Genomic DNA, 11,621 nt, shown 5'->3' with positions numbered 1-11,621 from the left:
AGGCCTCGGCACCCAGGATATCGAGGCCTTGGACTCCTACATCCTCCGACTAGCGACAGAGCATGGCGTCACGGAGTACCAGCTTCATCGCTTACTTTCCTGGTGGTGGACCCACACTAAATCCGAGAGCCAGAACGAACTCGGCCGGCACGTGGGTTACATATCAAAGGTCGGATACGGGAAAGACGTAGAGACTTTGGTTCAAGCGCTAGAGAAAGGCACTGGGCAGATTGGATTGTCCAGCCTCACACTCAGCGCCTTCAGTGATATCTGTGGCACGCACGTGGGGTGCCAAAGTCGCCACGTACATTGTTGGTGCCCTGCATGCTTACGGGACCAGGTCCATACGTAGGCCGAGTTACCACCGCCGTTGCCGCGCGGGTCGATACCAGCGTCGACAACCAGTTCGACCGGAATACGCATTAAACACCGCGGTAGACCGCGAATCAGAAGGTCCACCTATAGCCCTGCGGGCAAGATTCCAGCCTCCGCTGCTGCCTCGAAGAGGGGGCGATTAGACGCCATTTCTTCCTCAGATGGACTCAAACGACCAATCGCGAACACATCTGAGATGGGCGCACCGATCGCTGTCCTACTTGTAAGTCCTCGTTGCATCCGGAAATCGTACGGGCGTCTGTACCCAAGATAGTCAAAGGGTGCGCGGCCGTCTGGAACAAAAAGGATGCGGGTCGCCACGCCTCCATTTGGTGTGACATCCACATAGTCGCCCTGGTTTGATCGCCAGACTGCGTGGTGCTGGGCGAAGAAGTGCTCGTCACCATATCTCCATATCGCCCATCCAAAGATGGGCCTCCCGCCATTTTCAGTGGCGTGCTGCAGGGCGTTGTACCAGCACTTTAACTCGCGATATCCCGGAAAGGGCTTGACGGGAATGAAGATCGGCCGGCCGTCGTTTTCGTAGGATTGGCGCGTCATACCTCTTGCCGGTCTAACGTTCTCGCGTCCGAGCGCCGCGATAAAAAAGTGACAGGTCGGCATATCCAAGTCGGGGACGGTGGGTGTGGGTGATCCCAAGATGCTCGCCTCATAAAGTAGAGAGCTTTATTCGGCTGAAGGTTACGAATCTTAAGTTGAGGAGAGGATTCGAATGTGCCGCCACCGCCCTGCTAAACCACCATCAGTCAGTTTTCGCGTTGGCGCCGTAGCCGGAAAGCTCCAACATGTCACTTTCGCGAAAAAAATCCGTGACTGGCGAGCTCAAATGAGCCACAGTGTAGCTACAAATATTCAGAGTCACACCAATGGCGAGCAACGATGTCGTTCGTGCGCGAATTGACGGGCATATCAAAGAAGAAGCCACCAACGTGTTGGCCGACATGGGCTTGTCAGTTTCGGATGCCATCCGAATGCTGCTCACCCGTATCGCAGCTGATAGGGCACTTCCTTTTGATATAAATCGTGTGCATCCCGGCTCCGATGGGAAGACGCCGTGAGGTTTCGCCTCAGAACATCCAAAAACATCTAGTCACGGACTCGACCTCATGGAACGGATACAGCAGCTCAACTATGAAAAGGATTTCCGGATTGCGTTCCTGGAAGCCAAGGGAGACGGTTTTCAGCGTCTGTTTGAGCGGCTAATGTCAAAGGTCCACCCCAATGATTTCATGGCGTGTCGCCCCTGGGGCAATGTCGGTGATCGAAAAAACGATGGATATCTCCCGTCGGAGCGAATCTTGTTCCAGATCTACGCTCCCAACGAATTGACTGCAGCTGAAGCCATCAAGAAGATCAACGAGGATTTCGAGGGGGCCAAAGAGCACTGGGAGAAATACTTCGATGAGTGGACCTTCGTCCACAATGCACCCGATGGTCGTTTGGGGCCGCATGTCATCGAAGTGCTCGCCAAACTCGGGCAAGAAAACCCGAAGATCAAAATCGGCCACTGTGGATACGAGGAGATGCTGGCTAAGTTTCGGCAGTTGAGTTTGTACGATCTTGAGTCTTGGTTCGGCCCCTCACTGACGGTGGAAGCCAACATTAAACTAGGCTACAGCGACCTGGTTGCCGTGCTTACGCACATCAGCATCACCCCCATACCCACGACGAGTGAAGTAAAAGATGTGTCCCGGGGAAAGATCGAGGCTAATCTTCTGTCTCAGGCTGTAGCCGACTTCCTGAAGATCGGCATGCAAAAGTCGCCGCTCGTCACGCAGTTCTTCAACAGTTGGAAGAATCCCACCTATGGTGAGCAGATTGCCCTGGCGTTCAAGACCGAGTACGTGGCGCTGAGGGACACGACGCCCCGACTTCATCCTGATGAAATTTTCGGCCGACTCGAAGCCTGGGCAGGTGGAACGACGAATACCACGCCAATGCATAAGGCGGCAGTACTGGCAGTCATGGCTTACCTCTTCGACAAATGCGAGATCTTCGAAGACGCCCACGCGGTTGGATTAGCATGATCCTTCCATCTAAGCACCTCCCGCAGGATCGGGCGCTTTTGACTGTTGGCGGGCATGTTTTGACCTTCCTTTCGTACCCTAAGACCGTCTCAGCACTGTGGGAGGAATTGAACAAGCACGAGACAGCAGGTTTGAGTACCACAACGCCTCGGCGCATTACTTACGATTGGTTTTTGCTCGCACTTAGCCTTCTGTACGCCCTTGGGACCATCGAACTGGACAGCGGCCTCGTTGCACGGAGAACAGCTTGATTCACCACATCTTCAGTACGCTGCCCACTTTCAAGAATCTCGATGGTCTGAAGCCTGGCTTGAATGTGCTGCTCGCCCAAAAAACCGAAGGCGCAAGCACGAAGCAGACACGCAATCGTGCGGGGAAAAGTAGTTTTGTCGAGCTTGTGCATTTTTTGACAGGCTCGGAGGCCGGTCCAGAATCTATTTTTCGCACAAAGGAATTAGCCGAGTATCTCTTCGGCATGGATTTCGATTTGAAGTCCGGGCGTACTGTCGTTGAGCGCAGCGGCGGTACAAAAGCCAAAATCTTCGTAACAACGCCGCCAGACGCTAAGGCCAAGTTTTCCGCAACCGAGTGGTGCGCCTTCCTCGGCGAGCAGATGTTCGGCTTAAGCAGCCTCGAAGCTGCAGGCAGCAAGCCGCCCTCTTTCCGGTCATTGTTCGCTTATTTCGCCCGCCGGCAGGCTAGTGGTGCCTTCATGACGCCAGAAAAGCAGGCCGCGATGCAGGGCACTGGTGACATGCAGAAGGCGCTGATGTTTTTGCTCGGATTGGACTGGCAGATTGCGCGTGATTGGCAAGCTGTCCGTGATCGCGAAAAGACTCTGGACGAGCTTAGGAAAGCGGCAGGAACCGGCGCGTTTGGTTCGATCATAGGCAAGGCTGCAGACCTGCGCACGCAATTAACCCTGCAAGAAGCTCGTCTCAAGAAACTCCACGCGGAAATCGAGTCTTTCCAGGTGCTGCCGGAATATCGAGAACTGGAGGTCGAAAGTTCGATGCTGACCCGCCAGCTCAATGAGTTGGTCAACGCCAACACCATCGACTTTTCTACTATCCGCGACCTAGAAGGAGCCCTGGCCTCCGAGGTTCCTCCCGATCTTGAATACCTTCAGGCCGTCTACCAGGAAGCCGGCGTCGCACTTCCTGGACTGGTTAAGCGCCGCTACGAAGATGTGAAGAGCTTCCATGAATCGGTAGTGCGTAATCGCAAGGACTACCTATCCAGCGAACTCGAAGCCGCTAAGCTCCGCATCCAATTACGCGACGGGAAGAAGTCGCAGCTCGACCAGCGACGTGGTGAAATTCTAGGAATCCTGAGAAGTCATGGTGCACTCGAACAATTTCTGAAGCTGCAAGGAGAGCTAGGCAGGCTAGAATCCGAAGTGGAATCGCTGCGGCAGCGCTTCGAAGCGGCGGAGCAGCTCGAAGGCACAAAGAATGAGTTGGAGATCGAGCGCAACCGTCTCACGATCCGTCTACGGCGCGATTTCGCTGAGCAGAAGAACCGGCTGGCTGAGGCCATCGTGGCTTTCGAGGAAACGTCACAGCGTCTCTATGAATCAGCCGGCAGTATGACGATTGATGAGACCTCGAACGGCCCGATATTCAAGTTTCCAATGCAGGGCGAACGCAGCAAGGGCATCAAGAACATGCAGATCTTCTGCTTCGACATGATGCTTATGCGCCTGTGCACAAAGCGCCAGATGGGACCCGGATTCCTAGTTCATGACAGCCATCTATTCGATGGTGTTGATGGACGCCAAGTTATTAGTGCGTTGCGCCTTGGCGCGGAGATTTCAAGTGAGCTGGGTTTCCAGTACATCGTAACGATGAATGAAGACGACGCTTTCAAAGAGACCATCGAGGGCTTCGATCTCAATGACTACGTACTTCCCACTCGATTGACCGACTCTACTGAAGATGGCGGACTGTTCGGCATTCGGTTCGGTTGAGTGGTATACACGTTCCGCTCTAGGGGAAACGCAATATCGGCCTAAGCGTCCATGATGGCGGCCCGGGCTGCGCCCGGCGTAGGATGTGTATGATCAAGTCATACCTTTCAGTAGGCCGTTGTCATGAGCGCACCCCACCGCAAAACAGTCCCGCTAACCATCACTCTGCCGCACGAGCAGCTTGAGATGGTAAGAGCTCTGGTCGCTTCAGGCGGCTATGCGACCGACAGTGAAGTGATACGTGAAGGATTGCGCCTGCTTAAGGCGCGCGAGCAGGCCACAGAAAGATGGCTTCTTCATCAGGTCATTCCCGCGTACAAACGCCTCAAGGAAGAGCCGTCGTCTGCCATGTCCGTAGATCAGGTCCGGGCTGCGCTTTTACAGCGACAAAAGGAAAAGACTTAAAACCGCACGTATCCGCGTCGAGCACGATTGCCCGGTCCTTTTGACGATTCGAGTAACAAAACGATAGACGACGTCGGCGAATACTTTGCGCGCGCTCGAGACAGACTTAACGAGCACCAATCACACGTGCATTGCAGGTTCCCGGAAGAGGTGCACGTGCAACTTGCACACATCGCACGTGCAACCTGCATACAGCGCACATGCAAACTTACAACTTTGCACAAAGTGCCAAAAAAGCCTTATTTTTTGGGTTTTTCTTGCGACTTGCATCCAATGAAAACCTGTGGCAGCTTTGGCGAAAGCACGGTGCAAATTCACGTTGGACCTCGTCGGCACCGTCGTTATCTGAACGCGATGACTTGACCGCAAAATCGAGGACTAGCGTATGCCGGTGTCGCATTTCACCGATTCGCTGAGCGCCGACTCATACGTCGGCAAGCAGATCCTGACTGCGGCCGAAACCGCTCGATGCCTAGGATTCTCATCCGTCAACGCGCTTCTCCGCTCTCGCAAGCGAGGGCTCCTCCCCATCGAAATGTTCAAAATCCCTGGACGCCGCGGCTGGTTTGCCGCAACGCGCGCCGTTATGGGCTGGGTTGAGGCTTCCACCAAACGGCATCTCAATTTCCAACCACCTGAGACGGAAGAGGACAGCGCAATGAAAACGTAACGCCTTACCCACAATTTGGGGGTGGAACGAAAAAGAGGGGCTCCGCGCGCGAACACGAAACCCCTCCGGTTGACCGAAATTGAGAAACCGCGGTCGACCTCATTCTTAGCCCACAACTCCAACTGAGTCAACCGCCGCCGGGCGGATTGCACCTTGGAGATGCCCGGTTGCGGCTCGCGTTCGGCGAGACACTTCGGAGGCTGAGATATGACCATGCAAGCTGCAGAGTTTCAGAACTATATCCACACATTGGCGTTGCCAGAAGAGGGGCTGCGGTACATACGCTCGGTAAGAGAAGGACCACCGGCCAGAAGGGTGCAGTCCACCACCCTCGCCAATTGCTGCTACCACTGCGTCAGCCCGCGGATGGGTTTCACCATCATGGCTGAAAGCCACATAGAGCACCGCTTCGTTATGAAGTGCGAGCTCCACCAGGACGAATACCTGGAGTACTGGGATCAGCCCTGCGAAGTTCCCATTACTGGCACCGACCGTAGGGGGCGCCGCTACCGCTCTACATACACCGCGGACTTCCTGATCTTCACTCCAACGCAGGTCGTCGCCATAGAGACGAAACCATATGCGAAGTGCCTGGAACTCCACGGTCGGCGACCCGAAGACTGGCGACAGACCGGTGACGATTTCTCTTACGAGCCCGCCGTCAAAGCCTTCGCGCAGCTTGGTATCCATCATCAAGTAGTTACCGAAAGAGACATCGGTGCCGTTGAGGCGAACAACTACGACTTACTTCTCTACGCGCGAGACAACCCTCCCGCAGTCTCCTCCCAATGGCGCACTGAAGTAGCTAAAGCGCTCCAAAAGCATAGAGCTCTACCGATACGGGAACTTCTGATCCGTGTCGAAAGTGACGACCTCACACCGATACTATTTCTGATACATACCGGCATTCTTCACGCCGACATAAAACATCAGAACCTTGCCGAAGTGGACGACTCTCTCGTCGCTCTTGACATTGGGACACTGAACGACGCTCTGGCAGCGCAACAAAGGCTCTCCTGTGCGATCGACCCCACTCATCGAATATCGATCGACGATGTCCCGAGGACGGCAGACGGGATACGCCTCCTCTACCGATTGAAACAACTTAATGGCGAACTTCCGCCTACTGCGAGCAAGCGCACTTTGAGGCGATGGCGGTCGCGAATTCGATCTCAAGGTACTGCCGCTCTTGTACCTCATTGCAGTGCGCAAGGTAATAGGCACGACCGTATATCCGAGGAACACGTCGCGCTCATCAATCACGTCCTGGAAACGGAGTACCTGACGGCTGATAGCATCCCTCCTGCTCGATGCTATGGTCGTTACGTGTCGGCGTTTAACGAACGGAACGGCGGAAGCGACGCACCTCGCATTGACGACACATCCCTTACATTCAAGAGCTTTCTGTATAGGCTGCGTAAACTTGATCCCGTCACTACCGCCCTAGCACGGGGTGGTCGAAGAGCGGCGAACGAGGCTGAGCCGCCGGTCGCTCCCGAGCAGAAAGAGTTGTTGGCTTGCAGGCCGTTCCAGCGGGTACATATTGACCATTGCAGGGTAAAAGTTCATCTACGCATTGGCGAGAGCGGCGGGCGTGTGATTCGCGCGCGGGCATGGCTCACCATTATGGTCGACGAATATTCGGGCGCCATTCTTGCTATGTCACTCAGCTTTCGTGCGCCGAGCCGGCGTTCGTGCGCCCTCGTCCTCAGAGACTGTGCGATGCGGTGGAAGCGCCTTCCGGAAACCATCGTCGTGGACAACGGGAAGGAATTCGATTCCGTCTACTTCGAGGCCTGTTTAGCACGGCTCGGCATACACAAGCAGTCACGTCCTCCCGGACACCCGCGATACGGCTCCACCGTAGAACGGGCCTTTGGAGTGCTCAAGGACGAGTTTTTGAGTGCTCTTACAGGTAATACCGCGAACAGAAAGGACGATCGTGGAAAGTCCACCAGCCATAAAGGCTGGACACGCGGTAGGTACACCCTTCTTGAGCTTCATCTCCTGATCGAGCACTACTTTTTCCGGTTGCTTAACCATCACCTTCATGGACGGGAGCTGGAAGCTCCGTCCGTACGTATCCGCGAGGGGTTAAAGCGCTATCCGTCTTCCGGCAGAAAGGTCGTGTTCGATCAAACGTTCCTCGTGATGACGGCGATTGAACAATCTCGCCAACATACGTGGGATCCGCGGCGCGGCATCCGCTGCCGGGGCCGTTACTACAGCCACCCAGGCCTGGCCGGTCTGCTAAACCGCAAGCGCTTTGATGTAAGGGAAGAACCGTGGGATGAGCACTGTATCTATGTGCGCGTCAACCACGAATGGTTAGCCTGTTACCACGGACCTCGCCCGAACTCTAAGCTCGTAACGCCTGCCAGGATCTGTGCGTCAATTCTTTGGAGCGATGCCAATTACCCCAGAGAAAAGGCCAAAATCGCCCGTCTCCTTGCTCAGCAAGAAACGCACCGCAAGGCCATGGAAATAGCGCATGCCATGGATAGTTCGCGGCCTGAGCAGGTACCGGAGGTCGACTTTCCTGCATTTCTTACTTCTTCTACGCCGCTCCCTGAAGCCTATTGGAGCGAGAAATGAACGCACAGTCATACGTCGACAAGCTCCGAAACCTGCGCCTTGATCATGCGACGTTTAAAAACGCGTTCCTACGTGCGCACGCACATGCCGCCATGAGCGCGCCGACACAGTTGATCATCGTCGCGGGACCGACACGAGTCGGTAAGACCACATTAGGAAAACGCCTGGCGCACGAACTCATCTGCCCGTATCGGGAGGAGGATGGAATGATACCTCTGGTACGTGTCGAAGCCGCAACGACGAACTCAGCGAAGTTCTCCACGAAGCATTTCACTCTTCGCATGCTGGAGGAGTTGTCCGATCCGGTGAGTACGATCGGAGAGGGCATCTCCATACGTTATCGCCAATCCGAAACGCATTTGCGCATTCAACTCGAACGATGTCTTCGTTTTAGAAAGACTCGATTCCTATTGGTTGACGAAGCTCAACATTTACTGCGAACGACATCAGGTGTTCGTGCCGGCGAGGTTATCGACACGCTTAAGAGCTTAGCAAACGAAACGGGCATAACCGTCGTGCTAATGGGCGGTTACGAGCTTCTGAGCACGTGCATCGACTCGCCTCACTTGAACGGTCGGCTGACGATTATCGACTTCCCACCGTACGGTGATGACGAGGCTTCCATCCGGGAATTTGATCGCGTTTTGCTGGCTCTGGGGGAGATCCTCCCCGTAAAAGCCGGCTTCTTACTAAACCACAGGGAGTTTCTCTATCGCGGTTCGTTGGGATGCGTTGGCCTTCTCATGGGCTGGTCGATGAAGGCCGTTGCCGAGATGCAAGCACACTCTCAGCGAGAGCTTCGACTTGAGTATTTCAAAGCCACCCGGTATGCCATCCAGAACCGGGCCATCGCAAACGAAATCGCACTCGGCGCCGAACTCCTAGGTCGAAGTCACGCACAAGAGGAACCGCCTCAATCGCCCCAGCAACGTCCCGCGCGCCGAGGACGTCCTTTTGTGCGCAAGCCCGTCCGAGACGCCGGCCCCAGGTCTCGCAGTTAGCATGGCGACCGCCTTCTTTCCTCTTACGCCACAGGGCTTCGGTACGGAAGACATCGAGGCCCTGGACTCTTACATCCTGCGATTGGCTACAGAGCACGGCGTGACTGAGTACCAGTTCCATCGATTGCTCGCGTGGTGGTGGAATCACGCCAAATCTGAAAGCCAAGGAGAACTCGGCCGGCATGTCGGATATGTATCGAAGATAGGGTATGGCAAAGATATCGATACTTTGATTCAAGCACTCGAGAAAGCCACGGGGCAGGAAGGTCTCTCCGGCCTCACACTCAGCGCCTTTCGTGACATCTGCGGCACGCACGTGGGATGTCAGAGCCGTCATGTGCACTACTGGTGTCCTGCGTGCCTAAGAGACCAGACCAAAGAAGGCTTACCCGCCTATGAAAAGCTAGCGTGGCGACTCAGCGTCATTTCGCGGTGTAGAACACACAAGCTAGCGCTCGAAAGTATGTGCCCGTCGTGCGGCAGGAATCAGCTGCGCCACGTGGACACATGGCCGGACTGCTCGGGATGCGGCGAATCGCTCATCTCAAAGGAGCACTTGTGGCGCCCCTCTGACCATCCATCCGATGGTGAATCAGACATGCTCGACGTCATCGCGCATTGCGCCGCGAATCCCGGTACCATCTTTCATCGTGATGCGGCAAGGCAATTCTGGAAGCTAATTCGCGAAGACAAATCTCGCAAAGGCCAGGCAGGAAATGAGTACTTCCACCAAAGGCCAGAACCCACCAGGACCCTGATCTCTGTGCTTTTACGGTTTTCCCGAGAAATGAATGTTCCGCTGCTAAGCATTCTCTTGGATCCCACGCAAGCATCAGCCATTCGAACCTTGCCCATGGGCGAGTGGGATCCATGTCACAAAACGCACTTAGGTCGAGGCAGATGCCGACTGTCTGTATCTCAGCGTAAGGCTCTGGGACGCACGCTGAAGCTCTATCTCAGAAGTGGAAAGACCTACAAGTCACTTGTGCAATTGTGCGGCGCCCTTCCTTGTTCGACCGGCGCGGCCCGGTACTGGTATCCAGACCTAGTCCAGGCTGTGGTGGAACGCAATCGAAGTCTGAAGAGAGGTATCTCAAAGAATCACGAGAAGTCGCTAAAACGGCTAAGTCTCGATGCCGAGCTAGCGTTGAAAGCCGAGGCAGTCGGTTGGCACAAGGTCGAAGCCGAACTATCCGAGCAATTCGCTGTTCCTCTCCATCGCGTGCGCAAGCGCCTTTCAATTCTCAAGCGGGGCACGCGGGGCTGATCGACCTTGTTGGTGTTGTCATGCACAGGAGTATCGAATATGACAAGTACAACGAATAGCACTGTCGTAAGGACCTCTAAATTGGCAGAACGCGTCGCCAAGTGCTACCAAAAGCGACGGATGATGGGCGGTCATCAAATGTCTTTGTGGCTCGACAAGGAGGCAGTGGACGCTCTCAGAATGCTCAAAGATCGATATGAGCCTTTATCGCCAACCAAGATCATCGGACACTTGATCAAGATGGCCGCAAAGGCGACTCCCTAGGCCGTCAGAAGGCGGAGCCCTCTCGGCTTGACTGGCGGCCTCAGTCGGTCGTTGCAACACACTAAAGACTGCGCGAGCAGTGGAAGTGTTGCAACGACCGGCTGAGGCCGCCGTCGGAAGCGGACATCCCGCTTAGCCAAGTGCCATGTGAAACTCCTCGTCCGTTTGAAGTTATTGATCGATCCAGGGATCTTTCCAAGCCTTTAATGCCAAGCCAAAAGCGAAGACGACCGCGGTCGCCTTGAAGGCGATCGTTAACCAAAACAAGAGACGTGCATTGAACTCAAACACGGTTAGCGTTCCGCCCGCGCGCGAGGTTTGGGAAGAGCGACCGATGGCGATCTCAACGAGAAGAGAACACAGAAATCCGCCCGCAAACATAAGCGCAGCCGTCGCATACGCTTTCCCTGCAAGGCGCTTCAGTCGCTTCCACGTGGCTGGCGTGACCGACTCGGCGTGCCGCGCGCCGATAAGGCTCGCGCAAATGGTGGCGAATATGAGCCCCCCTCCGCCGTACATAAGCCATAGAGTCAGTTTTGCCAATGACGGTGTGGCCATTTCAAAGCCCCTAAGCAATTATCGGATTCAGTTCCGCGCGTTATCCGAGAGGGCGCGGGCGCTTGATGGAAAACGGAAGCAAAGACGGGTCTTTCCGAGGTGATAGGTCAGGGTTGCGACCTCCTGACACTCTGCGTTATCCAGCACCCCACTCATATACTTGGTAGCGATACCCCGTCGCGACTGTCCTTTTTGCCACCTAGATCTTTCCAGATATTTTTAGCTTGGTGCTTGCGTCTTCGGATTTCCTAGGCACAGCAACGCGTACAGACAGAGCCAGCTCATCGAGGCCAGCAGTCCACCCATATGTTTTGAGTCAGCTGTTTTGAATAGGTCCGCTACGGGTCCAGCCTGTGTGAAAACACCCCGTAAGCGAACGCACCGATCCTAGCGTCATACCAGCCGGAGTGTCGCATGAAGCGATTCGTCGAAGGGGTGGATCGGTCGCAGAGCGTGCTGTTTCCCGAAC

The 11,621-nt window shown here is 55.2% G+C and carries 10 protein-coding genes; 9 read left to right on the top strand and 1 reads right to left on the bottom strand.

Annotation, left to right across the window (positions count from 1 at the left end; all coding sequences use genetic code 11):
- The first annotated feature begins 1,262 nt into the window (after positions 1-1,262).
- The 9 genes from JHD67_RS14175 (at position 1,263) to JHD67_RS14140 (ending at position 10,330) form a co-directional block, all read left to right on the top strand.
- The gene (locus tag JHD67_RS14175; protein ID WP_199099882.1) at positions 1,263-1,454 is read left to right on the top strand and encodes a type II toxin-antitoxin system RelB/DinJ family antitoxin; all 192 of its coding nucleotides are present in this window, start codon (positions 1,263-1,265) and stop codon (positions 1,452-1,454) included.
- A 48-nt stretch (positions 1,455-1,502) separates the two neighbouring features.
- On the top strand, positions 1,503-2,423 hold the full coding sequence (locus JHD67_RS14170) for an ABC-three component system protein (protein ID WP_199099881.1): 921 nt from the start codon (positions 1,503-1,505) through the stop codon (positions 2,421-2,423).
- Positions 2,420-2,674, top strand: coding sequence for an ABC-three component system middle component 6 (locus JHD67_RS22915; RefSeq protein WP_343214372.1), 255 nt, complete (start codon positions 2,420-2,422; stop codon positions 2,672-2,674). The genes JHD67_RS14170 and JHD67_RS22915 overlap by 4 nt, the downstream gene beginning before the upstream one ends.
- Positions 2,671-4,392 carry an ABC-three component system protein gene (locus tag JHD67_RS14165; protein WP_199099880.1) on the top strand — a complete coding sequence of 574 codons (1,722 nt, stop codon included), beginning with the start codon at positions 2,671-2,673 and terminating at the stop codon, positions 4,390-4,392. Before JHD67_RS22915 ends, JHD67_RS14165 begins: the two co-directional genes overlap by 4 nt.
- A 123-nt stretch (positions 4,393-4,515) precedes the next feature.
- Positions 4,516-4,797, top strand: a complete 282-nt coding sequence (locus JHD67_RS14160) for a type II toxin-antitoxin system ParD family antitoxin (protein WP_199099879.1) — start codon at positions 4,516-4,518, stop codon at positions 4,795-4,797.
- A 385-nt stretch (positions 4,798-5,182) separates the two neighbouring features.
- Entirely contained in the window at positions 5,183-5,467 is a 285-nt protein-coding gene (locus tag JHD67_RS14155) for a hypothetical protein (protein WP_199099878.1), read from the top strand.
- A gap of 207 nt (positions 5,468-5,674) precedes the next feature.
- Entirely contained in the window at positions 5,675-8,062 is a 2,388-nt protein-coding gene (locus JHD67_RS14150) for a DDE-type integrase/transposase/recombinase (protein ID WP_199099877.1), read from the top strand.
- Entirely contained in the window at positions 8,059-9,063 is a 1,005-nt protein-coding gene (locus JHD67_RS14145) for an AAA family ATPase (RefSeq protein WP_199099876.1), read from the top strand. Before JHD67_RS14150 ends, JHD67_RS14145 begins: the two co-directional genes overlap by 4 nt.
- 1 nt (position 9,064) lies before the next feature.
- Positions 9,065-10,330 carry a TniQ family protein gene (locus JHD67_RS14140; protein WP_199099875.1) on the top strand — a complete coding sequence of 422 codons (1,266 nt, stop codon included), beginning with the start codon at positions 9,065-9,067 and terminating at the stop codon, positions 10,328-10,330.
- Positions 10,331-10,765: 435 nt separating this feature from the next.
- Here JHD67_RS14140 and JHD67_RS14135 read toward each other — a convergent pair whose 3' ends face one another.
- A complete protein-coding gene (locus JHD67_RS14135) occupies positions 10,766-11,152 on the bottom strand; it encodes a hypothetical protein (protein ID WP_199099874.1) in 387 nt (128 codons plus the stop codon).
- Positions 11,153-11,621: the final 469 nt, after the last annotated feature.

Origin of the sequence: Dyella sp. ASV21 (genome assembly GCF_016428975.1) — a bacterium.
In the GTDB taxonomy this organism is placed as follows: Bacteria; Pseudomonadota; Gammaproteobacteria; order Xanthomonadales; family Rhodanobacteraceae; genus Dyella.
This window is presented reverse-complemented; position numbering and strand designations above follow the sequence as displayed.

Excerpts from the sequence above, each read along its gene's own strand:
- JHD67_RS14135 (WP_199099874.1), bottom strand. The coding sequence starts at position 11,152 with ATGGCCACACCGTCATTGGCAAAACTGACTCTATGGCTTATGTACGGC.
- JHD67_RS14170 (WP_199099881.1), top strand. The coding sequence starts at position 1,503 with ATGGAACGGATACAGCAGCTCAACTATGAAAAGGATTTCCGGATTGCG.
- JHD67_RS14160 (WP_199099879.1), top strand. The coding sequence starts at position 4,516 with ATGAGCGCACCCCACCGCAAAACAGTCCCGCTAACCATCACTCTGCCG.
- JHD67_RS14145 (WP_199099876.1), top strand. The coding sequence starts at position 8,059 with ATGAACGCACAGTCATACGTCGACAAGCTCCGAAACCTGCGCCTTGAT.
- JHD67_RS14150 (WP_199099877.1), top strand. The coding sequence starts at position 5,675 with ATGACCATGCAAGCTGCAGAGTTTCAGAACTATATCCACACATTGGCG.
- JHD67_RS14155 (WP_199099878.1), top strand. The coding sequence starts at position 5,183 with ATGCCGGTGTCGCATTTCACCGATTCGCTGAGCGCCGACTCATACGTC.
- JHD67_RS14175 (WP_199099882.1), top strand. The coding sequence starts at position 1,263 with ATGGCGAGCAACGATGTCGTTCGTGCGCGAATTGACGGGCATATCAAA.
- JHD67_RS22915 (WP_343214372.1), top strand. The coding sequence starts at position 2,420 with ATGATCCTTCCATCTAAGCACCTCCCGCAGGATCGGGCGCTTTTGACT.
- JHD67_RS14140 (WP_199099875.1), top strand. The coding sequence starts at position 9,065 with ATGGCGACCGCCTTCTTTCCTCTTACGCCACAGGGCTTCGGTACGGAA.